At 70.8% G+C, this 24,658-nt stretch carries 21 protein-coding genes, 3 pseudogenes and 1 CRISPR repeat array; of the genes and pseudogenes, 11 read left to right on the top strand and 13 right to left on the bottom strand.

The features are described from left to right. Positions 1 to 36: 36 nt before the first annotated feature. A complete protein-coding gene (locus DXZ73_RS06105; RefSeq protein WP_240351224.1) occupies positions 37 to 888 on the bottom strand; it encodes a hypothetical protein in 852 nt (283 codons plus the stop codon). Between the two features lie 115 nt (positions 889 to 1,003). Further along, positions 1,004 to 1,966 (bottom strand): TetR/AcrR family transcriptional regulator C-terminal domain-containing protein, encoded by a 963-nt coding sequence (locus DXZ73_RS06100; protein ID WP_116209986.1) that lies wholly within the window; start codon positions 1,964 to 1,966, stop codon positions 1,004 to 1,006. A gap of 164 nt (positions 1,967 to 2,130) precedes the next feature. On the opposite strand from DXZ73_RS06100, the gene DXZ73_RS06095 reads away from it, so the two are divergent. Together DXZ73_RS06095 and DXZ73_RS06085 are read left to right on the top strand one after the other, a co-directional pair. Further along, a complete protein-coding gene (locus DXZ73_RS06095) occupies positions 2,131 to 3,267 on the top strand; it encodes an FAD-dependent monooxygenase (protein WP_116209985.1) in 1,137 nt (378 codons plus the stop codon). Positions 3,268 to 3,660: 393 nt separating this feature from the next. After that, positions 3,661 to 4,059: a hypothetical protein gene (locus DXZ73_RS06085; protein WP_162890063.1), complete on the top strand. Its 399-nt coding sequence runs from the start codon at positions 3,661 to 3,663 to the stop codon at positions 4,057 to 4,059. A 188-nt stretch (positions 4,060 to 4,247) separates the two neighbouring features. Here the strand turns inward: DXZ73_RS06085 and DXZ73_RS06080 are convergent, their stop codons facing one another. Next, entirely contained in the window at positions 4,248 to 4,409 is a 162-nt protein-coding gene (locus DXZ73_RS06080) for a hypothetical protein (protein ID WP_240351223.1), read from the bottom strand. 33 nt (positions 4,410 to 4,442) lie between these two features. Here DXZ73_RS06080 and DXZ73_RS40540 point away from each other — a divergent pair. Both DXZ73_RS40540 and DXZ73_RS40535 read left to right on the top strand, forming a co-directional pair. Next, positions 4,443 to 4,745, top strand: a pseudogene (locus DXZ73_RS40540) (DNA/RNA helicase domain-containing protein); the annotation flags it as partial. Beyond that, on the top strand, positions 4,720 to 5,241 hold the full coding sequence (locus DXZ73_RS40535) for a DNA/RNA helicase domain-containing protein (RefSeq protein ID WP_425315819.1): 522 nt from the start codon (positions 4,720 to 4,722) through the stop codon (positions 5,239 to 5,241). The pseudogene DXZ73_RS40540 and the gene DXZ73_RS40535, both read left to right, overlap by 26 nt. Positions 5,242 to 5,337: 96 nt before the next feature. Further along, positions 5,338 to 6,466: direct repeats of the CRISPR family, unit length 29 nt; unit sequence GGGACCACCCCCGCATGCGCGGGGACCAC. Between the two features lie 214 nt (positions 6,467 to 6,680). Here the strand turns inward: DXZ73_RS40535 and DXZ73_RS39300 are convergent. Beyond that, a pseudogene (locus DXZ73_RS39300) lies at positions 6,681 to 7,033 on the bottom strand (DUF6086 family protein); the annotation flags it as partial. Positions 7,034 to 7,086: 53 nt separating this feature from the next. Between DXZ73_RS39300 and DXZ73_RS06060 the strand changes: the two are divergent. The 5 genes and pseudogenes from DXZ73_RS06060 to DXZ73_RS37935 all read left to right on the top strand — a co-directional run bounded on the left by DXZ73_RS06060 (position 7,087) and on the right by DXZ73_RS37935 (position 12,615). Continuing rightward, positions 7,087 to 7,690 (top strand): annotated as a pseudogene (locus DXZ73_RS06060) (helix-turn-helix domain-containing protein). Beyond that, on the top strand, positions 7,687 to 8,949 hold the full coding sequence (locus tag DXZ73_RS06055) for an MFS transporter (RefSeq protein ID WP_205519119.1): 1,263 nt from the start codon (positions 7,687 to 7,689) through the stop codon (positions 8,947 to 8,949). The pseudogene DXZ73_RS06060 and the gene DXZ73_RS06055 overlap by 4 nt, the downstream one beginning before the upstream one ends. Positions 8,950 to 9,083: 134 nt before the next feature. After that, positions 9,084 to 10,037: a hypothetical protein gene (locus DXZ73_RS06050; RefSeq protein ID WP_116209981.1), complete on the top strand. Its 954-nt coding sequence runs from the start codon at positions 9,084 to 9,086 to the stop codon at positions 10,035 to 10,037. Between the two features lie 163 nt (positions 10,038 to 10,200). Continuing rightward, positions 10,201 to 11,655: an amino acid permease gene (locus DXZ73_RS06045; protein ID WP_116215445.1), complete on the top strand. Its 1,455-nt coding sequence runs from the start codon at positions 10,201 to 10,203 to the stop codon at positions 11,653 to 11,655. A gap of 48 nt (positions 11,656 to 11,703) precedes the next feature. Then, the gene (locus DXZ73_RS37935; RefSeq protein WP_162890060.1) at positions 11,704 to 12,615 is read left to right on the top strand and encodes a GNAT family N-acetyltransferase; all 912 of its coding nucleotides are present in this window, start codon (positions 11,704 to 11,706) and stop codon (positions 12,613 to 12,615) included. A gap of 31 nt (positions 12,616 to 12,646) precedes the next feature. On the opposite strand, the gene DXZ73_RS06030 is transcribed toward DXZ73_RS37935, so the two are convergent. From DXZ73_RS06030 to DXZ73_RS06010, 5 genes are read right to left on the bottom strand one after another with little or no spacing between them, the layout of a single operon-like run. Further along, positions 12,647 to 13,096 carry a Fur family transcriptional regulator gene (locus tag DXZ73_RS06030; RefSeq protein WP_116209978.1) on the bottom strand — a complete coding sequence of 150 codons (450 nt, stop codon included), beginning with the start codon at positions 13,094 to 13,096 and terminating at the stop codon, positions 12,647 to 12,649. A gap of 14 nt (positions 13,097 to 13,110) precedes the next feature. Then, complete coding sequence (locus DXZ73_RS06025; RefSeq protein WP_116209977.1) at positions 13,111 to 13,980, bottom strand: metal ABC transporter permease; 870 nt, start codon at positions 13,978 to 13,980, stop codon at positions 13,111 to 13,113. Beyond that, positions 13,977 to 14,882, bottom strand: coding sequence for a metal ABC transporter permease (locus tag DXZ73_RS06020; protein ID WP_116215444.1), 906 nt, complete (start codon positions 14,880 to 14,882; stop codon positions 13,977 to 13,979). Before DXZ73_RS06020 ends, DXZ73_RS06025 begins: the two co-directional genes overlap by 4 nt. Continuing rightward, positions 14,869 to 15,801 (bottom strand): metal ABC transporter ATP-binding protein, encoded by a 933-nt coding sequence (locus DXZ73_RS06015; RefSeq protein ID WP_116215443.1) that lies wholly within the window; start codon positions 15,799 to 15,801, stop codon positions 14,869 to 14,871. Before DXZ73_RS06015 ends, DXZ73_RS06020 begins: the two co-directional genes overlap by 14 nt. A gap of 8 nt (positions 15,802 to 15,809) precedes the next feature. Then, entirely contained in the window at positions 15,810 to 16,781 is a 972-nt protein-coding gene (locus DXZ73_RS06010) for a metal ABC transporter solute-binding protein, Zn/Mn family (RefSeq protein ID WP_116209976.1), read from the bottom strand. A 223-nt stretch (positions 16,782 to 17,004) separates the two neighbouring features. Between DXZ73_RS06010 and DXZ73_RS06005 the strand changes: the two genes are divergently transcribed. Both DXZ73_RS06005 and DXZ73_RS06000 read left to right on the top strand, forming a co-directional pair. Further along, positions 17,005 to 18,585, top strand: coding sequence for an APC family permease (locus tag DXZ73_RS06005; protein WP_116215442.1), 1,581 nt, complete (start codon positions 17,005 to 17,007; stop codon positions 18,583 to 18,585). Positions 18,586 to 18,662: 77 nt separating this feature from the next. Further along, positions 18,663 to 20,288, top strand: coding sequence for a thiamine pyrophosphate-binding protein (locus tag DXZ73_RS06000; RefSeq protein ID WP_116209975.1), 1,626 nt, complete (start codon positions 18,663 to 18,665; stop codon positions 20,286 to 20,288). A 223-nt stretch (positions 20,289 to 20,511) separates the two neighbouring features. Here the strand turns inward: DXZ73_RS06000 and DXZ73_RS05995 are convergent, their stop codons facing one another. From DXZ73_RS05995 to DXZ73_RS05980, 4 genes are all read right to left on the bottom strand, one after another. Further along, a complete protein-coding gene (locus DXZ73_RS05995; protein WP_116209974.1) occupies positions 20,512 to 21,723 on the bottom strand; it encodes a cytochrome P450 in 1,212 nt (403 codons plus the stop codon). 38 nt (positions 21,724 to 21,761) lie between these two features. Further along, entirely contained in the window at positions 21,762 to 23,129 is a 1,368-nt protein-coding gene (locus DXZ73_RS05990) for an NAD(P)/FAD-dependent oxidoreductase (RefSeq protein ID WP_116209973.1), read from the bottom strand. Then, entirely contained in the window at positions 23,119 to 23,328 is a 210-nt protein-coding gene (locus DXZ73_RS05985; protein ID WP_116209972.1) for a ferredoxin, read from the bottom strand. Before DXZ73_RS05985 ends, DXZ73_RS05990 begins: the two co-directional genes overlap by 11 nt. A gap of 100 nt (positions 23,329 to 23,428) precedes the next feature. Beyond that, on the bottom strand, positions 23,429 to 24,652 hold the full coding sequence (locus tag DXZ73_RS05980) for a cytochrome P450 (protein ID WP_240351220.1): 1,224 nt from the start codon (positions 24,650 to 24,652) through the stop codon (positions 23,429 to 23,431). Positions 24,653 to 24,658: the final 6 nt, after the last annotated feature.

Genomic DNA, 24,658 nt, shown 5'->3' with positions numbered 1-24,658 from the left:
GCGCGTCCCGGGGCGGAGCGGCTCAGGGGATGGTAGTCACGGGTTGGTGGTCACCTTGAAGCCCGCGCCGTAGACGCCGGCGGGGTCGGCGGCGTCCCGGGCGCGCAGGTCGGCGAGGATGTTCGCCGAGCTGGTGTACACGTACGGCGGAATCCCGAGGACGATCGCCTTGGTGATGCCGGCCCAGGGGCCCGAGGCATGGAAGCCGTTGGCCTGGGAGGGGTACTCGCTGCCCGGCACGTGCCAGATGGCCGGCCCGCCCGAGTCGCCGGCCTTGTGCTGCGCGTGGGACTGGTAGATGCCGTCCTTGTTGTTCGTGACGCGCCCGTACCATATGCCGAGCTGACCCGACACGACGAGCTCGTTGTTGTTGAACCAGTCGGCGCCGAGCAGACGCTCGTTGTCGAGCGCGGGGCTGAGGGCGTTCGGGCTGACGCGCCCTCCGGGAACCTCCAGCTCACCGGTCTGCTTCAGGAGCGGCCCCTGTGAGGAGGGCGTCACCCCCGCCACCAGCTCGATGATCATGTAGTCCTTGGTCGGGTGACCCGTCATCGACCCCTCGCGGTCCTTGAAGTACCGCACGTACCCGATCGGACCGAACGCGAGATCCTGCCGGTGGTAGACGGGGATGATGTCTTCGCGGATGTCACGGTCCGCGTAGCCCGGGGCGTTGACGCAGTGGCCCGCCGATATGGCTATCTTGCGCCCGTACTTGTCGCCACCCACCGCGCCGATCGTGCAGAAGGCGTCCGGCGCGGACGGGCTGAAGACGATCTGCATGGCGTTGTAGACGCGCTTCCCCGGCTCGGCCTGGGCGGTGGCGGTGCCCACGGCCATGGTCCAGATGACCGCCAGGGTCGCGACGAACGTGCACAACCGTCTGAGCATGGGTGATTCCTGTCTGTCGGGGGTGATCGGCAAGGATCAGCCGCCCATGATGGCAGTGACAACAACCACTCGTCGATGCTCAATTTACGGCGGGATCAAAGAATTTCAGCCATGTCTAGATGTCTTGCGAACGCTGCGCGCGGCGGCCCTCGATGAGGACGGCCATGCCGTCGAGCATCGACGTGAGGCCGATCTCGAAGAGCTCGTCGAGGTGCAGGTCGTAGCCGGTCTCCGTGAGCGCGGTGATGACCCGGGCGAACGTCGGGTAGTCGCCGGACGCGGCGAGTGCCGCGAGAGCGGGTGTCTGGGTGTCCATCCACTGGTCCTCGGACAGCCCCGTGACGCTCTGGGCCTGGGCTTCGCGCTCCAACTGCACGGCGAGCCCCTGGACGTGGCTGTAGAGGAGGACGTTCAGATTGAGCATGGTCGTCGGGTCGAGGCCGTGCCCGTCGAGCGCGCTCAGCATCAGCTCCGAATAGGTCATCAAGTTGGGCAGCATCAACGGGCGGGTGAGCGGGCCGATGTGCGCCAGCCAGGGATGCGCGCGGTGCACCGCCCAGAGCGACCGGGCACCCAGCTCCAGCCGGGCCCTCCAGGCGGCGGGGGCCCGGGAAGGGCGGGGCAGCCGGCCGAGCACCGTGTCGGCCATCAGCAGCACGAGGTCGTCCTTGCTGTTCACATAGCGGTAAGGCGACATGGTCGCGGCGCCCAGGCGTGCCGCGACCCCCCGCATGGACAGTGCGGCCAGCCCTTCCGTATCGGCGATCTCGATGGCGGTGCGCACGATGCGCTCACGCGTCAGCTCGCGCTCAGGGGCGGCGGTTGTACGAGGACGGGCCGGTACGGCGCGATGCTGCGGGCCCGCCACCACGGTGCCCACCCGCTCCTGCGCCCGCACCAGCCCCTCCTGGCGCAGGGTGGTCAGCGCCTTCGTGGCGGTGGCCAGTGCGACGTCCCATTCCTCGGCGATCCGGCGCGTCGAGGGAACCCGGTCGCCGGGGGCCAGCTCGCCGTCGACGATGCGGCGCCGGATCTCGGCTGCGATGCGCAGGTAGGGCGGGGTGGTGTGCGCGGCCATCTTCTGTCTCTTTCTCCCTGTCCTGGAGCTGTACTAGCGCAGAGGCTAGCAGGGGCGATGGCTGAATCAGTCGTATCTGGCCTAGTGCAGAGCGGAAAACAGCCCTTGTACCAGCCTGTGCGTACGTCGTACATTCAAGGCGTACACCGTACGAAGGAGTCCCCGTGAAGACCGTTCTCATCTCCGGCGCCGGCGTCGCCGGGCTCACCCTCGCCCACCGGCTGCGGCACCACGGCTTCGCGCCGACCGTGCTCGAACGCGCCCCCGGAATCCGCCCGGGCGGCCAGGCGATCGACGTTCGCGGCGTCGCGCTCGACGTCCTCGACCGGATGGGCCTCCTGGCGGAGGCGCGGCAGGTCCGCACCACGATGCGCGGAATGTCGATGCTCGACGGCGAAGGCAACGAACTCTGGCGCTCCACCGAGATGACGTACAGCAGCGGCCGCCTCGACAGCGACGACATCGAGCTGCTGCGCGAGGACCTCACGCACCTGCTCCACCGGCACCTGGGCGACGGCGTCGAGTTCCTCTTCGGCGACTCCCTGACCGCCCTGGAACAGGACCGGGACGGCGTCCACGCCCGCTTCGAGCACGGCCGGCCCCGGACCTTCGACCTCGTCGTCGGCGCCGACGGCCTGCACTCCAAGGTGCGGCACCTGGCCTTCGGCGAGGAGGCGCAGTTCATCCGGCACCTCGGCTCCCACCTGGCGGTCTTCACCACCGACAACTTCCTGGGCCTCGACGACTGGCAGGTGTGGCTCCAGGACACCGCCGCGACCTACTGCGTCTATCCGGCGCGCGACAACACCGAGCTCAGGGCCACCCTCGGCTTCATGTCCGACCCGATCGACCACGACCACCGCGACACCGAGCGGCAGAAGTCGCTCCTCGCCGACCGGATGGCCCACCTGGGCGGCGACACCCCGAAGCTGCTGGAGGCCATGTGGGCGGCCCCCGACTTCTACTTCGACGCGATGGCGCAGATCCACATGGACCGCTGGTCCACCGGCCGGGCGACACTGATCGGCGACGCGGCCCACTGCCCGTCCCCACTGTCCGGCCAGGGCACCAGCCTGGCCCTGGTCGGCGCGTACGTACTGGCCGACGAGCTCGCCGGGTCGGACGGCGACCACCACACCGCGTTCGCGCGCTACGAGGAACGCATGCGCCCCTTCGCCGCCCTCAACCAGGCACTCGCCACCGAGAACCCCGGCGGGGCGGCTCCTGAGGGGGCGCTCGATCGGGCGAAGAATGCGATGTCTCTCGATCCACACCTCGAGCGTCAATCGATGCTGGGCTGACGGGCATTGCGCCATCGGGCGCCGGCCTCACCATGCTGGTGATGATCGGACTGCCATCCATCGTCATCATCTTGAGCGCTGGACTCCTTCGCGAAAAATGGGCTCAGGGGAGTTCAGGGCGCTGATGGTGGGCCTGCTCCTGCTCCCGGTGTGGCCCCTGCTGTTCGTGGGCACCCAGCTCATCCTGTACATCCAGATCGGCGTGCAAGTGGTGTTCGCCGTGGCTCTTATGCCTGTTCCGCTATTGCCGCCACCGGTCGCTGTCGGCATCGGGCGACCTCCAGCGTGGACCGACGGACGCTGAGCGAGGGGCTGTTGACAATGTCCGATGCCTACATCTCCTGGCCAGGACGAGTAGTCGCGTGGCGGTTGGCCCGAGCCATCCTGGGATACGTGTTCGTCTTCGCTGTGGGCTGGGTGTTCATAGGGCTGGTAGGGCCCAGGGCGTTGGAGCCGAAGTTCAACTCCTTCGAGAGTCTCCCGCTCTGGGAATCCTTCCTCGAACACCTCCACATGGCAGTCTTCATGTGCTTGGTGGTCGGACTTCCGACGCTGATCATCGCCATCTCTGCTGGACTCACCCGACACCGGATGGAGCCGGGGAAGTTTCGGGCGATCATGGCAGCGGTGCTCCTGCTGCCGGAGTGGCTGCTCTTGGCCGCGGACACGCCGATCTACTTGTGGGTGCAGACGACGATCCAAGTGGTGTTCGCCACCGTCGTCATGCCTGTGCCGCTGATCCCTACCCCGACCAAATCGGTGGGGGCGGCCGTAGGGCGATCTGCTGCATGAAGTAGCGCTTGCTGCCGGAGGTGTGGGCGCGGTGCCAGGCGAAGTGCTTCTCGCGGCTGGGAGCCCACCAGCCGGTGGTCCTGCCGGCCAGGTGGTCGTTTATGTGCTGAGCGACTGAAGGAGCTGAAGCGGCATGGGGTGGTCGGCGACGATTCGTCTGGCCCTGCTGGCCGGCTGCATAAAGATCTTCACCGACTCTCCCCCAGAGCCGTGTATTTGTCAGCGCGGCCACGGGCCAGGTGGGTGGGGTAGCGGCGGCGGTTGATCTCGATCTTCTCTTTCAGGGCCTCGGTGAGATCGAGGTCCAGGACGTCGGCCAGCCGGAGCAGATAGGCGAAGACGTCGGCCATCTCCGCAGCGGATCCAGGAGCCGGGCTTCTTCGATGCCTGTGCCGAGCGGTTCTCGACGACGAACGCCAGATCATCAGCCCCGGAGAGAGCGCAACTCTGCGCGAACTGTGGGACCCGGCTTCCAGCACATCGATCTGGTCACCCAATTCCGTTGCAGTGGCTCACAGGCCGATCAGTGCTGGGTCGACACCCTCTTCTCCAGCACACACAGCCCTGAGCCGTGGACCGGCAACGACTACGACCTCACCGTCGCTCCTCACCCTTGCGCCCTGGGTACCTGGGTCAACACTCATACCGAAGCCGGGAACGGTGCCCGCACAACGGCCGGCTTCTGCTGGCAGTGGGAGGCCCTTGCCCACCCGCCGCTTCCACCGGAGGTCTCTATGGGAACGGCCGTGGAACCTCCGCGCCGACCAGACCTCACCCTCCGCGCCCCGTGTTCCCGGTCGCGTGTACTGGGCGACTGGCGACGGAGGCCATGAACAGATCGGCTGCATCTACACCGCCCAGGGCCTGGAGTACGACTACGGAGCGATGATCATCGGCCCTGACCTGATCCGCACCCCGGAAGGCTGGGAAGCGCACCCGGAGGAAAGCCGCGACCCGGCCATGAGAAAGGTGGGCCCCGACGACTACCTCACCTGCGCACTCAATACCTACCGCGTTCTGGCCACTCGCGGCACCTGTTTCCACTCCACGGACCCCGTCACCATTCCTGCAGGCGCTCCATCCGGGGCAGCGCACGTGAACTTGAGGCTCTCGTCGACTGCAGGCGATCGAACGCTGTTCCACGAGCCCTGCTCCCGGCGCCCCTGCGGATGCTGGGGGTGAGTGAAAGCCGAATGCTGCGACGGAATTGTCGAAGGCTCATCCCCTCCACATGCGCGGGGACCACACCGCGAACCCGCGGGCCACGGCGTTTGCCGCGGGACCACCCCCGCATGCGCGGGGACCACCGTGTACCTGGTGTACGAGACCACGCCGGACAGGGACCACCCCCGCATGCGCGGGGACCACAGGTCAACGGAACTGCCGTACTGCGCAACGTAGGGACCACCCCCGCATGCGCGGGGACCACCAACGAAGGCGGCAGCTGATGGCCTCACGATCGGGACCACCCCCGCATGCGCGGGGACCACCTCCTCGACGACGGGGCCGTCCGGCTCGCGGTGGGACCACCCCCGCATGCGCGGGGACCACCGCTACGGCCACCTGGGGGGGGGCGTCTACGCCGGGGACCACCCCCGCATGCGCGGGGACCACGCCTCACCGAACGCGCCCTCACAGGCAACCCGCGGACCACCCCCGCATGCGCGGGGACCACCACATCACTCAGCAGGTCACTTCGAACGGCCTGGGACCACCCCCGCATGCGCGGGGACCACTCCGCTGTGGCGCTGGTCCGCCAGTCGGCACTGGGACCACCCCCGCATGCGCGGGGACCACCCCCATTGCATTCCGCTCTTCGGTGTGGCATAGGGACCACCCCCGCATGCGCGGGGACCACACAACGAACGACACCTACCAGGTAGCGGGGACGGGACCACCCCCGCATGCGCGGGGACCACACCCCCGCCAAGAGCCCGTACCCCAACATCCAGGGACCACCCCCGCATGCGCGGGGACCACTCAGGTCCCGGGAATGGGGTCCTGCTCGATGTGGGACCACCCCCGCATGCGCGGGGACCACTTTCCCTCCTTGCCGGGACTGCGGCCCGACCCGGGACCACCCCCGCATGCGCGGGGACCACGTCTCCCTCCTCTTCCCACAGCTTCGAGAAACGGGACCACCCCCGCATGCGCGGGGACCACATGGGGTCCGACAGGAAGTCCTGACGGGCGGAGGGACCACCCCCGCATGCGCGGGGACCACTGAATGGGCATGGGTTGGTTTGGGTCCCATGAGGGACCACCCCCGCATGCGCGGGGACCACGAATCACTGATCAGCGGGGTGATGACCCGCTGGGGACCACCCCCGCATGCGCGGGGACCACGATTCGTTGTAAGTGCCCGACAGAGTTCCGCCGGGACCACCCCCGCATGCGCGGGGACCACAGGAGATGACCAGCGGCTTTACTCTGCTGGAGACCAGTCTTTGCTCACCACAGCCGATTCTGACATCCCAGTCATTCAGTTCCTTTCCGGGTGAGGCGTAGCTTGTCGCGTGCCTGTACGTTGCCGCATTGCGGGGGAGGCTCAGGACCGATCAGCGTGCCATGAATCGGTCCAGTTCCCGCGACTTCGCCCGCAGCCCCGCCCTCCAAGCCTCGTCATCCACGGCGGCAGGAACGGCTGGGCCGGCCTGTACATCTCTGAGTCCCTCGCCGGGGTCGGCTTCAGGTGGTGTCCAGCGCACCTCGGCGCCCGCGCGTCCGGCCAGGGCCAGCACGGTGGCGACGAATCCCTCGGAGAGCGCGAGTATGACGGCATGGTGCGTCTTCCGGTGCCATGCAGCAGGGCGTCGGTGAAAGCCGCGAAGGCGGCCGGGTCGACCTGGCACTCGTCGGCCTCCATGGGGCCGAGGCCGGACGGGATGCCCAACTCCACTTCGAAGATCGCGACTTGGTTCAGGAACATCCGGGATGCGCCGTTGGATGGATTCCACAGGGTCTCGTCACCCACGCTGAAGTACTGGCTCACCGTGATCCCTCCCGTCCGACAGACGATCAGCGTATCTGGCGGCGCCGGGCAGAGTTCCTCTCGAAGGGGTCCTGAAGGCCCTCACACACCCCTTGCGCATCCGGTTGCTCGGGCTGCTGCGGCAGGACGGGGCGGCCACCGCGAGTGAACTCGCCGTCAGGACCGGGGAGTCGTCCGCTTCGACCAGCTATCACCTGCGAGTTCTGGCGAAGTACGCGTTCGTCGCCGAGGCGGAGCACCGTGACGGGCGGGAGCGTCGCTGGCGGGCGGTGCACGCGGTGACCTCCTGGGACAACAAGGCGATGAACACCTCACCGGACAGCCGGGCTTTTCTCGGCCTCTCCCGTGCACGCCAGGTCCAGCACCTGGAGGCATCGCTCGCCCGGTACGAGGCGGACGTCGCCGCCGGGAGGCTGGGCCCGGAATGGCTGGAGTCGGCCGGGATCAGCGACGATGCCCCGCCTGACCCCAGAGTCGCTCGCCGAACTGTGGGAGGCCCTCGACCGGAAGCTGGCGGAACTCACCACCCGCGACGAAGCCGACCCCCGTGCCGCGCACGTCGTGCTCATCACCGCCGGACTGCCCCTCGCACCCCGTGCCCCGGACCCGGTGGCGCCGGACGCCGAGGGAGCATTGTGACCGGGCCGTTGGACTTACGGGCCGCGCGCCGCCGTTACGTCACAGCCTGCGTCCTGTTCTGGCTCCCCTTGGGCCTGGCCGTCGCGGGTTTCTTCGTCGCGCACTCCCTCGCCGCCACCGCGCTGGAACTGCCCACCGGCGGGCTGTGCGACGTACTGGGGCGCCGCACCGTGCTGGCCTCCGCCGGCCTGCTGAACCTGGCCGCGTTCACCCTCCAAGGGCTGGGCACCTCCTCCTGGGCACTCACCCTCGGCATGGCCCTCATGGGCGCGGGCCGCGCCCTGTCCAGCGGCCCCGCCGAGGCCTGGTACGTCGATGCTGTCCAGGCCCACTCCGGCCCCGACGCCGAGCTGCGCACGGGCCTGGCTCGCGGGGGCACCGCGATATCCGTCGCACTCGCCACGGGTACCCTCGTCGGCGGTGCCCTTCCCTGGCTGCTCGGCCGCGGCCCCGACATCGGCGCCCGGCTGAGTGAAGCGACCTCCGGACTGATAGTCCCTCTCTCCGTCCCACCGCTGCTCGGCGCGGTGGCCGAGACCGTCTTCGTGCTGTACGTCCTCACGGCCCTGCCCGAGCCGCCCCGCCAACCCAGCACTCTGCGTGCCGTACTCCGGAGCATCCCGGTAACCGTCGCGGACGGACTGCGGCTGGGCGCACGCGACGCGCTCGTCCGCCGGATACTCCTCAGCGCGGGCGCCGCCGGCAGCGCCCTGACCACGGTCGAACTCCTTGCGCCCGGCCGTGCCGCGGCTTTCACCGGAGCGCCGGAATCGGGTGCCATGCTCTTCGCCGCGCTCGCCTGCGCCGGATTCGTCTGCTCAGGCATCGGGAGTCATCTCGCACCGCTCGCCGCCCGGTTCACGGGCAGTGGTGAGCGCGTGGTCCTGGTGAGCCTCGGCGTGAGCGCGAGCGGCCTGCTCCTCCTCGGCGCCACCGCCGTGTTCACAGGTGCGGTATCCATGGGTTTCGCCGCGGCCGGTTACGGCTTGGTCTACTTCGGGCTCGGCGCAGCGGGGCCGAGCGAGAACGAGCTTCTGCACCGACGTGTCGCCAGTACGGGACGTGCCACCGCGCTGCGCCGTTCCGGGGCCCTGCGCCATCAGGCCGCTCGCCGGAAGCGCCCGGCATCCTCCGGGATCGGTGCGGGCCGCTCCCGGGTGTTCGTGGGGATTCGAGTGGCATATGCCAGCGGTCTACTCGATATCGATGAAAGGCGAGAGTCCGAGCGCAACTCCGAAGGGCCTGGAAAATGCTGCTGAACCAGGTAATTCGGATGACCCGTTCCGTTTCGACTTGATGCTGAGTAGGGTGTGGCGTGCTGCCGAGGGGCCGGGGGAGAGTTACGGGCCGAGTTCGGCATGGGCGGTGTCGTCGGCAGGATCGGCAGGAGAGCATGACCGCTGGATTATTCGAGGGGCAGTACGTCTGGCATCCGGCGGCCGGGGACCATCGACTGGCGCGCGCCTGCGTGGACGTACAGGCAGGGCGATACCTGAGCGCACACGACGTACTGGAAGAAGCGCGGGAGGATTTCGGATTGCGGGCCCACCGGTCGTCGGTACTCGCGTCGGAGGCGGCGGATTCCGATCTGGCGGAGCGCTGGCTCGCCGAAGAGCCGGGCGCGGAAGCCGCGTTGCTCTGGGCGCGCGTGGCGGTGCTGCGGGCACTGCGCGCCGCCGACGAACGCGACCGGCGCGCCGTCGCCCTCGGGCGCATCGCGCTGGCAGCATGCGAACGCGCCGCGGAAATGTCACCGGCGGACCCCACACCCCTGGTCGCGAAGCTGACGCTGGCCCGCTATCACCGGCCCCGCGACCCCGCCCCGCGCGGCCTTCTCACCGCGCCGCCGGGGCCCTGGTCGCTGCTGGCCCGCATCCTCCGTCTCGATCCCTGGCACCGCGAGGCGCACCACCGCTTTCTGGCGTTCTTCTTCAGCCGGCACGGCGGTTCGGCGAACGCGGCGTGGGACGTGGCCGCGTTCCTCGGTCAACGGGCACCCGCGTCCTCGCCGTTGCGCCTGCTCCCGCTGGTGACCCTGGTCCAGGACCACGACCCGGCCGCTCCGCTGGCGCACCGCACATGGGAGCAACACCAGTGGCGGACAACGGCCATGGGGGTCTACGAGAACTGGTTCCCGCACGTGGCCGGCTACCGCTTCACCCCGGTGCTGGACCTCGCCTATCTGGCGCACGCGCTGTTCATGTCGCACCGTGAGAACGAGGCGCGTGCCGTCCTCACGGCCATGGGCCCGTACGCTTCGCGGATGCCCTGGAGCGCGTTCGGCGATCCCGAGGAGCAACTGACCCGCGTCAGACGCCTCTGCGGACTTCCCGTCCCCGCCGCCTGACCGTCCCGGCGACCGGATCGAGCCGTCCGGCGCGCCCCGACGGCTGTACCGTCAATCCATCAGAAAGGCTGTGGCTGTGCCCGAACCCGCATTCCTCGTCCGCATGAGAGCCCGCCGCCAAACGGCGCCCCTCGCCCTGGACGACGACGCGACGCTGCACGCCATGGGCTACCCGCGGAAACTGACCCGCCGGTTCCGGGCCTTCGACAATTTCGCGATATCCTTCACGATCATCAATATCATTTCCGGGATCTTCTCCTCCTTCGGATTCGGAATGACGGCCGGCGGCCCGCGGATTCTCGTGTTCGGCTGGATCGGCGTGTCCGTCATGGTCCTCTTCGTCGGCGCCGCCATGGGGGAAATCGCCTCCGCCTACCCGACCAGCGGCGCCCTGTATTTCTCCGCGGGCAAACTCGCCAAGCGGCACCGCGGCGCCTGGTCCTGGTACACGGGCTGGCTCAATTTCGTGGGACAGGTGGGCGGCACGGCCGCCACCAACTACGCGGCCGCCACCTTCATCCAGGCCTTCATCGCCATGCAGTGGCCGTCCTACGACCCCGATCCCCGGCACACCGTCGGCATCACCGCCGTGATCCTGCTGCTCCAGGCGCTCGCCAACACCTATACGGTCCAGCTCGTCGCCGTGGTGAACCGGATCTCCGTATGGTGGCTGCTGGTCGGCATGGTCGTGATCGTCGTGACGCTCACGGTGACCCCCGACCAGCACCAACCGGTCTCGTACGCGACCCATTTCGTCAACAACACCGGATTCGACAGCGCGATCTACGGCGGAATGCTCGGTCTGCTCGTCACCAGCTGGACCTTCACCGGATTCGACGGCAGTTTCCATATGTCGGAGGAGACCGTCAAAGCGACCGTCAACGCGCCCCGCGGCATCATGCGCGCCATCGTCTGTTCCGCGCTCACCGGACTGATCCTCATGCTGGCCCTGGTCTACGCGATCCGCGACTACGACGGGGAAGCGGACGCGTCGGCGCCCCCGGTGCAGATCCTCGTCGACGCGCTCGGCATGGGCACCGCCAGGCTGCTCCTGCTGATCGTGATCGGCGCCATGCTCTTCTGCGGCCTCGCCAACATGACCAGCAACACCCGCCAGATCTTCGCCTTCTCCCGGGACGGGGCGATGCCCGGCTCCCGCTGGTGGCACTCGGTCTCCTCGCGCACCCGCACCCCCGTCAAGGCCGTGTGGCTCGCCGCCGCCTGCCCGCTGGTGCTGGTCCTGCCCGGCTGGTGGTCCCACACCGCGTTCACCGCCGTCGTGAGCGTCAACGTCGTCGGCCTCTTCCTCGCCTACGGCGTCCCCATCTTCCTGCGCCTGCGGCTGGACGACAGCTTCGAGCCCGGCCCCTGGAACCTCGGGCGCTACGGCAAGCCCATCGCGCGCGTCGCCGTGACCTGGATCGTGATCAGCAACGTGCTGTTCATGCTGCCCCAGGCCTCCCCGCTCACCGTCACCTCCTTCAACTACGCGCCGATCGCGCTCGGTGCCGTCCTGCTGATCGCCACCGTCTGGTGGTTCGCCAGCGCCCGCCGCCGCTTCCAAGGGCCCGTCAGCTACGGACGGCCCGACGAGGTCGCCGCGATGGACCTCATCTGACCTCTCCGACCACTCCGTCACCTTTCCGGGAAGGAACGAACAACCCGCATGAACCCCCTCGGCCGACTCCCGCACCCGCGCACCTCCGACGAGACTCCCGCGCCCGGCGCCCCCGACGCCTTCACCGTCACCCGGGCCACGCCGGACGACTGGCACCTCGTCGCGGAGTGGGCCGCCGCGGAAGGCTGGAACCCCGGCACCGGCGACCTCGCCTGCTTCCACCCCACCGACCCGGCCGGCTTCTTCATCGGCCGCCTCGGCGACCGGATCGTCTCCGCGGTCTCGGTCGTCACCTACTCCCCGGACTACGCCTTCCTCGGCTACTACCTCGTCCATCCCGACCACCGCGGCCAGGGGCGCGGCCTGGCCACCTGGCGCGCCGCGTTCCCGCACGCCGGGACCCGTACGGTCGGCCTGGACGCGGTGCCCGCCCAGCAAGCCACCTACGCGCGCGCCGGGTTCGCCACCGCCTACACCACCATCCGCTACGCGGGCCGCCCCGGCGGCGCCACGGCTCCGGCGACGACGGCCGTCGTCCCCGTCACCTCGGCCCACCTCGACGCCGTCGCCACGTACGACCGGCAGTGTTTCCCCGCCGAGCGGCGCGCCTTTCTCGCCCGCTGGCTGACCGCCCCCGGCCACACCGCCTACGTCCACCTGGACGACGGGCGGGTCACCGGCTACGGAGTGATCCGGCCCGCGCGCGACGGCCGGCGGATAGGCCCGCTGTTCGCCGATACGCCCCAGGGCGCGGAAGCGCTGTTCGACGCCCTCACGGCCCACCTCGGCCCCGACGACGAGGTCTGGATCGACATCCCCGAACCCCACCGCACCGCCACGGCCCTCGCCACGTCCCGCGGCCTGACCCCCAGCTCCCACACGGTCCGCATGTACACGGGCCCCGTACCCCCGACGCGCGAGGACCGCGTCCACGGCGTCACGAGCCTCGAACTGGGCTAGACCGTTCCGTGACGGGGCGGTGTCCGCCCCGTCACGGGGCCCGTACGTGCCTGCGGCCGCAGTCGGGGCAGACACCGGCGAGTTCGACGGTGTGCCGGACGTTCGCGAACTCCGATGTCCTCGCGATCCTCTCCGCCCACTTCTCCACCGGGCCGGAGTCGACGGGCAGGCTGAGGCCGCACTCCGTGCAGATCAGGTAGTGGCGGTGGTCGGGGCCGGGGCGGTAGCGGAAGAGGCGTTCGCCGTTGGTGTCGCGGACGACATCGGCGCGATCGGCCGCGGCGAGCGCGGTCAGCGTGCGGTAGACCGTGGAGAGGCCGACGGGCGAACCGCCGTTCAGCAGCCGGTTGTACAAGGCCCGGGCGCTGACGAAGCCTTCCGCCGTGACGAGCGCGGCCAGGACTGTGGCGCGCTGCTGCGTGGAGCGTCCGATCAGCGCCACATCCTGCGGTGGTGCGACGCGCGGTCGGTCGCCTGCCATCGCCGTTCCTTCGCTCATGCGCCCACGGGGGGCGCGGTGCCGACCCGTGGGCGGGTGGTGGGTCGCCGTACCAGGAAAGTGGCCGCGTAGACCGCGGTGGCGGCGGCCATGACGGCGAAGCTGGGCGGCATCTTCGGTATGGCGTACGAGGCGAAGAGCCCAGCCCACATCTCCAGCACCGCCAGGCCGGCGGACAGGGCGAGCGCCCGGTACGGCCGGTCGGTCAGGCGGATCGCGGCCCCGGCGGGCGCGGCGAGCAGACCGAGCAGCAGCAGGGAGCCGACCGCCTGGGTGGCCTCGGCGGCGGCGGCTCCGGCCACGGCGAGGAAGCCGTGGCCGAGCAGTCGGACGGGAACCCCCCGGGCGGCGGCCACGGCCTCGTCGACGGTGGTGAACAGCAGCGGCCGGGCGATGAGCAGCATCACCAGGCAGATGCCTCCCGCGAGGAGAGCGGCGGTGGCTGTGTGGGCGGAGGAGATACCGAAGACCGATCCGAACAGGACACTGACTCCGGCACTGCCGTCGGTGGTGCTGCGGGACGTGGTGTAGAGGGTGATGAGGAAGGCGCCCAGGCCGAGGATCCAGGAGAAGACGCTTCCTATGACGACGTCGTCCGGGCGGGCCTCGCGCCCGAGGGTGCCGAAGAGCAGCGCGATGGCGATGGTTCCGGTGAACAGCCCGAGGCGCAGGTCGTAGCCGAGGGCGAGGGCGGCCATGGCGCCGGTGAAGGCGACGTGGCTGAGCGCGTCGGCGCTGAAGACCTGGGCGCGCAGGACGAGGAAGCAGCCGACCAGCCCGCACGCGACGGCGATCGACGTTCCGGCGAGCAGGGCGTGCTGGAAGAACGGCTGGGACAGCGGCGAGCCTGCCGACAGGAAGGTCATCGGGCGGCCTCCTCGGCCGGCAGGGGAACGCGGGTCCTTCCGAGCAGGCCGTGCAGCGCGCGCAGACCCAGCGCGAGGAGGTATCCGGCGAAGGCGAACGAGGTCACGAAGAAGCCCAGCGGGTAGGGCGAGTAGTAGGCGGCGACCAGCCCGAGCCAGGTGGCCGCGCAGGCCAGCAGCACGGCCAGGGCGAGGCTCGCGGCCGGGCGGGCGGTGACGGTCCGGGCCGTGGCGGCGGGGATCACCATCAGGGCGAAGACCAGCAGGGTCCCGGTGATCTGACCGGCCTCCGCCGTCGCCGCCCCGAGCAGCACCAGGAAGACCACGGACAGCGCCCGCACCGGGACGCCGCGTCCGGCGGCGACCTGCGGGTCGACGGAGGAGAACAGCAACGGCCGCCCGATCAGCGCCAGTACCGCGAGCACGACGACGCTCACGCCGAGCAGCACGCTCACCTGGTGTGCGGTGATGCCCAGGAAGGTGCCGAACAGGATCGCCTGCGGTCCGCCCAACAGCCCTTTGTACAGGGCGATGAACAGGAAGCCGCAGGCGAGCAGGAAGGCCTGCACCGTACCGGTCAGCGCGGATTCCTCGCGGTCGCCGCCGCCCCGGAGCACGGCGATGACCAGGGCGGCGGCGACGCAGAGGGTGAAGTAGCCGTAGACCGCGCCGACACCGAGCAGGACGGCCCCGGCGGCGCCGGGGAACGCGACGGTGGAAACGGTGTGGGCGGCGAAGGTCTGCCGCCGCAGGACCACGAACCATCCGACGACCGCGGAGACCACGGCCACGATCGCGCCCGCGCGAAAGGCGTTGACCATGAACGGGTACGACCACATCAGCCGGAAGTCTCCGACGAGGTCCCAGGACCAGGCCGGGGAAGCGGGGTCAGCCGACAGCATGGCCACCACCGGATGGCGCGTGCCGGCCGGTGTGCGGCGCCGGTACCTCCGGCTGGCCGACGACCACCAGCCTGCCGTCGGAGGCGGTCAGCACCTCGACCGGCGTGCCGTAGAGCCCCGTCAGGGTCCCGGAGGTGATCACCTCCCGCGGGGTCCCGGTGGCACTCCCGCCCGCGGCCAGGTACACGACGCGGTCGAGGTGGTGGAGTATCGGGTTCACGTCGTGGGCGACCATGACCACGGCCACGCCCTCGTGATGACAGATCCGCCCTATGAGCGCGGCGACCGCGCTCTGATGGGACAGGTCGAGGCTGTCCAAGGGCTCGTCCAGCAGCACCAGCCGGGGGCGGCGGACGAGAGCCTGGGCGATCAGCAGCCGCTGCTGCTCGCCACCCGAGCACTGCCCGATGGGCCGGTGCGCGTACGCCGACGCCCCCACCAGCTCGACGACTTCGGCGACACGTTCGCGGGCGGCCCGGCGCCGGGCGGTCGGGAGCGGCAGAGGGACGCCCCAGCGGTCGCCGTCCAGGCCCATGCGGACCACGTCGATGCCGCGGATGCGCATCGAGGCGTCGAAGCTACGGCGCTGCGGCAGGTAGCCGATGCGGTCGTTGGCCTGCCCGGGACGGGCCCCGAGGACCCGGACCTCGCCCTGCGCGGCGGGCAGTGCGCCGAGCAGGACCTTGATCATGGTGGACTTGCCGACCCCGTTCGGACCGAGGACGGCGGTGAACTCTCCCGCGCCGACGCGGATGTTCACACCGGACCACAGGGTGCGGCCGCCCACGCGGACGGCCACGTCGCGCAGGTCGAGCACCGGCTCGCTCCCGTCCCGCACCACCTCGGCACGGCCCGCCGTCCGGGGCCGCCGAACCCCGCTGTCGGCCCCGGCGTCGTGGAACTTCGCTGTCGTGGGCATCGCGCGGTTCACCGCCCGGTGGCCTTGGCCAGGGCCTGCTCGATTCCCTGGAGCTGGGTGGTCTGCCACTGCTGGAACGTGGCGTCGGCGGGGGCCAGGGTCTCGGTCACGGTGGCCACGGGGATGCCCGCGTCCTTGGCCGCCTTGACCTGTGCCTGCACGTCCGGCGTGGAGTTCTGGCTGTTGTAGACGTAGATCTTGATCTGCTTGTTCTTGATCTGCTCGTCGATGGCGGCCTTGTCCTCGGCCGTGGGGTCGGTGCCCTCGCTCATCGCGTCGAGGAACGTCCCGGGGGTGAGCATCTTCAGGCCCAGCCCCTCGGCGAGCGGCGTGACGATGGATTCCGAGGCGCCGATGGGCGTCCCCTGGTACTTGCTCTTGATGTCCGATATGAGCTTGTCGTACGAGGCCAGGTCCTTGGTCTCGAAGGCGGTCTTCCGCTGGTCGAAGTACGTGGCGTCGGCCGGATCGGCCTTCTTGTAGTCCGCGGTGATCCTCTCGATCACCTTGTGGACGTCGCCGGGCGCGTACCAGCGGTGCGGGTTGCCGCCCGGCTTGACCCCGACCAGGTCGCCGACCTTCAACTCGGTCCGCCCTGCGGCCGTGTTGGCGGCGAGCAGCTTGTCGGCCCAGGCGTCGTAGCCGATGCCGTTGACGATCGCGTACCGGGCGCCGGCCACCGTACGGGCGTCGGCGGAGGTCGGCTCGTAGTCGTGGGGATCGGTGGCGGGGTTGGTGATGATGCTGCTCACGTGGGCGTGGCTGCCGCCGAGCTGGGTGGCGATGCTTCCCCAGAAGTTCTCCGCGGCCACCACCTGGATCACCTTGCCGGAGCCGTCGCCTGTCGATGCGGTGTCCGCCGTCTTCGAGGAGGAGGTCGAGCAGGCGGTCGCGGTCACGGCCGTCAGGGTCGCCAGGGCGGCAGCGAACACGGTCCGTACGGACGGCCGGGGAAGGCGGGGGACTGGGGCGGCGGACATATGGTGCTCCTTCGGGTGGTACCGGACGTGCAGGGCCGCGGTGTTCCGGGTGCGACGACAGTCCACGCTAGATGGAAATGATTTTCATATCAATCATGAGTGAAAACCATTGCCATCTTTTGACTGGAGTGCGAGCGCCCGGCAGCGAGCGCGGGCGACAGGGGGAGAATCCGTTTCTGTCGCCGGATCAGTGAACGAGGAGGCCGTCGTGTCGGATCGTCAGATGACGGGTGAGGCCGTCGCGCCGCCCGTGCTCGTTCAGGAGCGCCGCTTGCACCGGGACCTCGGGTTCTGGGGCCTCACCGCGATCGGGTTCTCCAACATCGTCGGCTCCGGCTGGCTCTTCGCCGCCATGTACGCCGCCCAGACGGCCGGACCCGCGGCGCTGCTCTCCTGGGTCGGCGCGGGCCTGCTCTGCGGCCTCGTCGCCCTCGTCATGATCGAGCTCGGCGCGTCACGGCCGGAGGGCGGCGGCACGGTCCGCTGGCCGCTTTACGCGAGCGGCAGACTGGTCGGCACGCTCGTCGGCTGGTCGGTCCTGCTGTCCGTGGGCGGCACCGCGGCCGAGATCAGCGCGATCATGCAGTACGCCGACCACTACCTGCCGGACATCTACCACGGCCACTCGCTCAGCGCCTTCGGCCTGGGCATCGCCGTGGCGCTGAGCGTGGTGCTGACCGCCCTGAACTGGTTCACGGTCCGGGCGTTCGCCCGGCTGAACAACCTCGTCTCGGTCTTCAAGATCGTCGTGCCGGTGATCACCGTGATCGCCCTGTTCGCCTCCGGCCGGCACTCCGGACGCCTGACCGACCACGGCGGATTCGCCCCGTACGGCTACGCCGCCTGCCTGTCCGCGCTCGCCGGCGGCGGCATCGTCTACTCCGTCAACGGCTTCCAGGCACCGCTGGACTTCTCCGGCGAGACCCGCAACCCCCGCCGCACCATCCCCGCCTCCGTGCTCACCGGCATCGGCCTGGCGGTCCTGATGTACCTCGCCCTCCAACTCGCCTTCCTCTTCACCGTCCCCGAGCACCTCCTCGGCCACGGCTGGCAGGGCGTCAGCTTCGAGTCGCCGTTCGGTCAGCTGGCCCTGATCCTCAACCTGCACTGGCTCTCCAGCCTGCTGTACGCGGACGCGGTGGTCTCGCCCGGCGGCTCGGCGTACGTGGGCGTGGCGCTCGACGCCCGCCACACCTACGCCCTCGCCAAGAACCGCACGATCCCCCGCGCCTTCATGCAGGTCAGCCCCCGCTACGGCATCCCGCACCGGGCCCTCGCCCTGAACCTCGCCGTGATTGTGATCTTCCTGCTGCCCTTCGGCGGCTGGCAGCACATCGTCAGCGTCATGGGCGACATGTACCTCCTGATCTACGCCGCCTCCGCGGTCGCCGCCGCCGTCTTCCGGGCCGACCCGGACGGCGGTGGCCTGGCGGGCTGGGTGCCCGGCCTGCGCTGGATCGCGCCCGTCAGCTTCGTGGTGTCCAGCGAGTTCGTGTACTGGTCCGGCTGGCACGACCTGCGCCTGGCCCTGCCCCTCGTGCTGGCGGGCCTGCTGATCTTCCTGGCGATGCGGCGGTCCGTCCCCGACGACGCCCCGCTCCTGACCGAACTGCGCACGGGCGCCTGGCTGGTCGTCCATCTGACGGTCCTGACCGCCCTGTCCTGGCTCGGCACCTTCAAGGGCTCGGGCCGGCTGCCCGCGCCCTACGACTCCTTCACGGTCGCGGCCTTCGCGCTGGCCGTCTTCTTCTGGGCCGTACGCTCCGGCACGGGTCAGCTGGGCAGGTCCCGCACGGAGCTCTGAGGACGCCCCCGCCCGGCCCACTGGCACAATCCCTGTCAAGCCAGGACCGCAACCGCACCCCGGAAGGCAGCACGCCCATGAGCACCGCGCACCCCACCCGCACCGGCGGAGACCTGGTCCTCGAATCGCTCACGGCGCTCGGTGCCACCACCGTCTTCGGACTGCCCGGCCAGCACGCCCTCGGCCTCTTCGACGCGCTGCGCCGCACCGCGCTGCGCTACGTGGGCCTGCGCGTCGAGAACAACGCGGGCTTCGCGGCCGACGCCCACGCCCGTGTCACCGGCGGCGTGACCCCCTTGCTCGTCTCCACCGGCCCCGGTGCCCTGATGACGCTCGCCGCCCTCCAGGAGTCGGCCGCCGCGTCGGTGCCCGTACTCGGCATCTCCAGCCAGATCCCGGCGGCCGGGCTCGGCGGCGGCCGCAAGGGATACCTGCACGAACTCCGCGACCAGCAGGCGTCGTTCCGCGACGTCGTCAAGAGCGTGCACACCGTACGGCACGCCTCGCAGATACCCTCCGCGCTCGCCGACGCCTGGCGCTCCGCGCTGGAGGCACCCGCCGGGCCGGTCTGGGTGGAGATCCCGCAGGACGTCCTGCTCGCCCCCGCGGGCGTCCCGCCCGTCCGCGCGCTCCCCGCCGACCCCCGGCCCCTGCCGCCCCGGCCGGAGCTGATCGAGGAAGCGGCGGCGGCCCTCGACGCGGCCGAGCGGCCGGTGATCCTCGCGGGCGGCGGAGTCGTACGGGCCCGCGCCCACGTGGCCCTGCGGAGGCTGGCGGAGAAACTGGACGCCCCGGTCGCCTGCACCTTCGGAGGCAAGGGAGCCTTCCCCTGGGAGCACCCGCTGTCGCTGCGGTCGTGGCTGGAGGACCGGCACACGACCGACTTCCTGGAGCAGGCCGACGTCCTGCTCGTCGTCGGCTCGGGCCTGGGCGAACTCTCCTCCAACTACCACACGTTCCACCCGCGCGGCCGGATGATCCAGATCGAGGCGGACCTCGGCAAACTGGAGTCCAACCACCACGCCCTGGGCCTGCACGCCGACGCGGCCCTCGCCCTGGACGCGCTCGCCGACACCGTCGCCGGCCGCACCCGCGGCACGGCCGCCGACGAGGCCCGTGCCCTGCTGGAACGGGTCCACGCCCGCATCGACGCACAGGACCTCAAGACCGAACAACGGGTGCTGGCCGCCGTGCGCGACGCGCTGCCCGACGACGCCCCGAGCTTCTGGGACATGACGATCCTCGGTTACTGGGCCTGGTCCGCCTTCGACCCCCGCACGGCGCCCTTCCACTCGGCGCAGGGCGCGGGCGGCCTGGGCTACGGCTTCCCCGCCGCCCTGGGAGCCGCGGTGGCGGACCCCGCCCGCCCGGTGCTGGCCGTCTCCGGCGACGGCGGGGCGATGTACTCCATCGCCGAACTGGCCACCGCCGGACAGTACGACCTGCCGGTCACCTGGCTGATCGTCGACGACGGCGGTTACGGCATCCTGCGGGAATACATGACCGACACCTTCGGCGAGGCCACGGCGACGGAACTGACCCGCCCCGACTTCGTCGCCCTGGCGGCCTCCTTCGGCGTCCCCGCCGTACGCACCACCCCCGACCGCCTCCACGACGACCTGGCCACGGCCCTCGCCGCCCCGGGCCCGTCCGTGGTCGTCCTCCCGGCCGTACTGCGGATGTTCGCACCGACGCATCTCTAGGCGGGGCCGGAGTTCTCCAGCGCGGTCTTGCGGTCCGCCGTCACGGCGGCGGGCCGCTGGGCGGGGGAACACCGCACCGCGATCACCCGGGCCCATGCCGCTTATGACGCGGCGGCGACGCCGATGACCTGACGCGAGTCGGCGAGCCCGATACGTCACCCAGGCGCGGGCGCTGGAGCTGTCGCGTGCGCCGCCGCCCATCGCCGCCAGGGCGTACGGCGGCCTACCCGCGTGCGATCAGCAGATGGCGGGGGCCGCGCAGGAGGGGGCTGCGGCGGTACGGGGGCGGGTCGTCGAGCAGGTGGAAGTCGTCGAGGTAGGGGAGGAGCGCGCCGAGCGCGATCTGTGTCTCCAGGCGGGCGAGCGGGGCGCCGAAGCAGTTGTGGATGCCGCTGCCGAAGCCGAAGTGCTGGTTGTCCTCGCGCTCCGGGTCGAAGCGGTCGGGGTCGTCGAACCGCAGGGGGTCCCGGTTGCCGGAGGCGAGCATGAGTATCAAGGGCGCGCCCTTGGGGACGGTGACGCCCGCGACCTCGATGTCGGCGAGCGGGGTGCGCTGCGGGAGCATGTGCACGGGTGGTTCGTAGCGCAGCAGTTCCTCGACGGCCCTCGGCATCAGCCCGGGCTCGTCGCGCAACCGCTTGTGGGCGTCCGGATGGCGCAGCAGTGTGAGCACACCGTTGGTGATGAGGTTGACCGTCGTCTCGTGCCCGGCGATGAGCAGCAGGGTGGCCGTGGCCATCAGTTCCACGTCGGTGAGCCGCCCCTCGGGACCGGCGTCGTTGACGAGGGCGGAGAGCATGTCCTCCGACGGGTGGCCGCGCCGTCCGCCGGCCAGTTCGCCCAGGTACCGCGCCATCGCGTCCCGGGCGTCCAGCCCCGCCTGCTGACGCTTTTCCTGGTCCGCCCCGGGCGTGAAGTCGAAGCTGTCGATGATCGCGTTCGTCCACGCGCGGATCCGCGGTACGTCCTCGTGGGGCACGCCCAGCAGCCGGCAGATCACGGTGACGGGGAGCGGGTAGGCGAATTCGTCGACGATGTCGATCCGGTCGGCGCCCCGGAACGCGTCGATGAGTTCCTCGGCGATGCGGGTGATGTCACCGTGCAGTTCGTCGATCCTGCCCGGGGAGTGCGGAGGGCCGAAGGGCCGCATCGCGATGCGGCGCAGCCGGTCGTGTTCGGGGTCGTCGAGGCCGATGAAGGACGGTGGCCGCTCGTTTCTCCGGATCATGGCCTCGTCGGGGTGGGTGCGGCTGCGGTAGTCCGAGCTGATCCGCGGGTCGTGGAGCAGCGCGGCTATCTCGTGGTAGGTGCCCACGAGATAGGAGCCGTCGTCCTGGCGCGTGACGCCGTTCTCGCGGAGTTCGGCGTACAGCGGATAGGGGTCGGCGCGGTTCGCGTAGTCGGTGATCCGCTGGAACAGGGTGTCGGGCTGCATGCGCGGGGCTCCTCGTCGGTGTCGGACGGTGGGTGGTCTCAGTCGCCCTGCCGCACCAGGGTCAGGCGCCGGTCCGGGAGGTGGCCGGTGAGGGCCACGGTCGGACCGTGCGAGAGGTGCTGCGGGTCCGGTACGTCGGAGGAGACGGGCGGGCCCGTATCGAGCAGGTCGGCGGCGCCGGGCCCAGGGGGGAAGGGTGCCGCAGTCTCGATCAAGTGCTGGTAGTGCTCCAGCCACTTGGCCCGGTTCACACTGACGGCGGCGGTGACCCGCCCCCGGTAGCCGTAGACGGCGATCAGCCGGCCTTCCCGCAGCGAGCCCTGCGCGATGACCACCTGGTCGGAGAAGGTCGGCACGCCGACGGACTTGATGTTGAGGCCGAACTGGCTGGACCAGAAGGCGGGCACCGTCAGGTGCGGGCGCCGGCGCGGCCCCGGGCTGACCATGTTGTGGGCCGCCACCTCGGCCTGCGCGACCGCGTTGCCCCAGTGTTCGAGGGAGAGCATCTGGTACTCGAAGAGCGGGTGCGGGAAGCGGGCCACGTCACCGGCGACGAAGACGTCGTCGGTGACGATCCCGTACATGTCGAAGGCGCGGCACCCCGCGTCGCAGGCCACGCCCCGGGGCCCGGCGGCCAGCCCAGACCCGGCCAGCCACTCGGTGTTGCGGACGGCGCCGAGGGCGACCACGGCGACATCGGCCTCGATCCGGCTGCCGTCGGAGAACTCGGCGCCGGTGAGCCGGCCGTTGCCGCCGTTCAGCGCGGTGACCGTCACCCCGCAGCGCAGGTCCACCCCGTGGGCGCGCTGCAACCTGGCGGCGAAGGCGCCGAGCGTCCCGCCGAGGGCGCCGACCAGGGGCGCGGGTCCGCGTTCGGCGACCGTCACCTCCAGACCGCGTTCCCGGCACGCGGAGGCGATCTCCGAACCGGTGAACCCGGCCCCGATCACCAGCACCCGGCGGGGCCCGGCGTCGAGCCGCTCGGCGAGCCGGTCGGCGTCGTCACGGGTGCGCAGCGTCAGCACCCCGTCCAGAGCGGCTTCGGCGGGGTCGGGCCAGGCGCGGGCCCGGGTTCCGGTGGCGATCAGCAGCCGGTCGAACGGCAGCCGCTCGCCGTCGTCGAGCAGCACCTGCTTGGCGACCGGGTCGATCCCGCGGGCGCGCACGCCGAGCTTCCACCGCGCGTCGACGTCGCGGCGGGACGGCAGCCCGACGTCCTGGGCGCTCACCCGCCCGAGCAGCACCTGTTTGGACAACGGCGGCCTGTCGTAGGGGAGATGGGGCTCCTCCCCGACCAGCGTCAGCGACCCGGCGAACCCCTCGTCGCGGAGCGTCTCGGCGGCGCGCAGCCCGGCCAGCGAGGCTCCGACGACGACGATCCGGCCGTCGTACCGCTCACCGGACACCGGGGCCCGCCCGCTCACCGACGACGATCGCCTGCACCGGGCAGGCCGCCGCCGCCCTGTGGACGCGTTCGCGCTGGTCGTCGGGGACGGCGGGGGTGAACATCAGGGCCTCCTCGCCGTGCAGCTCGAACACCTGCGGGGCGAGGAACGCGCACTGAGCGTAGCCCTGACAGCGATTGAGGTCGACAACGATCTGCATCCGGGCCCCACTCCTCCGCGCCACCGTCCTCTCCTTGTTACTCCTGACGGGGGAGCGGCGCGACCGCTGTTGCTCCGGCCGTGTGGGGCCGGAGGGCGGATCACCGTGTCCGTACCACCATCCGCTCCGGTCCGTGGAACACCAGGTCCTTCGCGTAGCGGACCGGCTCGTCGGCCGGGGCGAGGCGGGGCAGGCCGCGCAGGAGCTCCGTGAGGCCGATCTCCGCCTCTGCGCGGGCGAGCGGGGCGCCCACGCAGTAGTGGATGCCCATGCCGAAGCCGCTGTGGCGTCGCGCGTCGCGCCCGAGGTCCAGGCGGTCGGGGTCGGGGAAGCGCTCGGGGTCGCGGTTGGCCGAGCCCAGGACGAGGACGACGCGGCTGCCGCCGGGGACGGTGTGCCCGCCCAGCCGGTCGGCCTCTCCGGCATGCCTGGTGATCATCTGCACGGGGGAGTCGTAGCGGATCAGCTCCTCCACCGCGCCGGCCGTCAGCTCCGGCCGCGCCCGCAGTGCCGCGAGTTCCTCGGGGTGGGCGAACAGGGCGAGCAGCCCCTTGCACAGCAGATTGGTCGTCGTCTCGTGCCCCGCCGTCAGGAGGTGGATGCAGGTGCCCACCAGGGTGTCGTCGTCGGCGGCCGCACCGCCGTGCTCCAGCATGGCTCCGATCAGATCCGCACCGAACGCGGGCCGCGCCCTGCGCCGGGCCAGCTCCGCGCGGAAGTACGCGTCCAGGTCGCGGGCGGCGGCGTCCGCGACGGCGAAGCCGTCGGCCCTGCGGGCGACGCGTGCGCCGGTCGCCTGCTGGAGGCCCACCGCGCGCTCGCGGAACCAGGCGCGGTCCTCCCGCGGCACGCCCAGCAGTTCGCTGATGACGAGCAGCGGGAAGGGGGCGGCCAGCCGGTCCACGAGATCGGCCTCGCGCTCCTCGGCGAGCGCGGTGACGAGCTCTGCCGCCAGCCGCCGGATGCGCGGGCGCAGCGCCTCGACGATGCGCGGCGTGAAGCTCCTGGCCACCAGGGCGCGCACCTCGGTGTGGTGCGGCGGGTCCATGAAGACCATCCAGTTGACCACGGTCCGCCTCAAGTGCGGGCAGTCGGCGGGGATCCGGGAGGGCCGCGGTCCGCGGCCGTAGCGGCGGTCGGCCAGGACGTGCGCCACGTCGCGGTGGCGGAAGACGTACCAGCTGCCGTCCGGCCCGAGGTGCACCGGGTCGCTCTCGCGGTAGCGGCGGTAGTGGGGATAGGGGTCCGTGAGCGGGACGTCCGCCGTACGGAACGGCCCCGGCGCCTCGGCGGTCACCGCGCACCTCGCCTTGTGATCACGCACCGCCGG

Origin of the sequence: Streptoverticillium olivoreticuli subsp. olivoreticuli (genome assembly GCF_003391135.1) — a bacterium.
In the GTDB taxonomy this organism is placed as follows: Bacteria; Actinomycetota; Actinomycetes; order Streptomycetales; family Streptomycetaceae; genus Streptomyces; species Streptomyces blastmyceticus.
The sequence above is the reverse complement of the archived record's forward strand: the minus strand, read 5'-3'. Positions and strand labels throughout refer to the sequence as shown.

Coding starts and splice junctions, on each gene's coding strand:
- DXZ73_RS05985 (WP_116209972.1), bottom strand. CDS start 23,328: ATGCAGATCGTTGTCGACCTCAATCGCTGTCAGGGCTACGCTCAGTGC.
- DXZ73_RS06045 (WP_116215445.1), top strand. CDS start 10,201: ATGGGCTACCCGCGGAAACTGACCCGCCGGTTCCGGGCCTTCGACAAT.
- DXZ73_RS06010 (WP_116209976.1), bottom strand. CDS start 16,781: ATGTCCGCCGCCCCAGTCCCCCGCCTTCCCCGGCCGTCCGTACGGACC.
- DXZ73_RS06000 (WP_116209975.1), top strand. CDS start 18,663: ATGAGCACCGCGCACCCCACCCGCACCGGCGGAGACCTGGTCCTCGAA.
- DXZ73_RS06050 (WP_116209981.1), top strand. CDS start 9,084: ATGACCGCTGGATTATTCGAGGGGCAGTACGTCTGGCATCCGGCGGCC.
- DXZ73_RS06020 (WP_116215444.1), bottom strand. CDS start 14,882: ATGCTGTCGGCTGACCCCGCTTCCCCGGCCTGGTCCTGGGACCTCGTC.
- DXZ73_RS06080 (WP_240351223.1), bottom strand. CDS start 4,409: ATGGCCGACGTCTTCGCCTATCTGCTCCGGCTGGCCGACGTCCTGGAC.
- DXZ73_RS05995 (WP_116209974.1), bottom strand. CDS start 21,723: ATGCAGCCCGACACCCTGTTCCAGCGGATCACCGACTACGCGAACCGC.
- DXZ73_RS06100 (WP_116209986.1), bottom strand. CDS start 1,966: ATGGCCGCGCACACCACCCCGCCCTACCTGCGCATCGCAGCCGAGATC.
- DXZ73_RS06005 (WP_116215442.1), top strand. CDS start 17,005: ATGACGGGTGAGGCCGTCGCGCCGCCCGTGCTCGTTCAGGAGCGCCGC.
- DXZ73_RS06025 (WP_116209977.1), bottom strand. CDS start 13,980: ATGACCTTCCTGTCGGCAGGCTCGCCGCTGTCCCAGCCGTTCTTCCAG.
- DXZ73_RS37935 (WP_162890060.1), top strand. CDS start 11,704: ATGAACCCCCTCGGCCGACTCCCGCACCCGCGCACCTCCGACGAGACT.
- DXZ73_RS06015 (WP_116215443.1), bottom strand. CDS start 15,801: ATGCCCACGACAGCGAAGTTCCACGACGCCGGGGCCGACAGCGGGGTT.
- DXZ73_RS06105 (WP_240351224.1), bottom strand. CDS start 888: ATGCTCAGACGGTTGTGCACGTTCGTCGCGACCCTGGCGGTCATCTGG.
- DXZ73_RS06030 (WP_116209978.1), bottom strand. CDS start 13,096: ATGGCAGGCGACCGACCGCGCGTCGCACCACCGCAGGATGTGGCGCTG.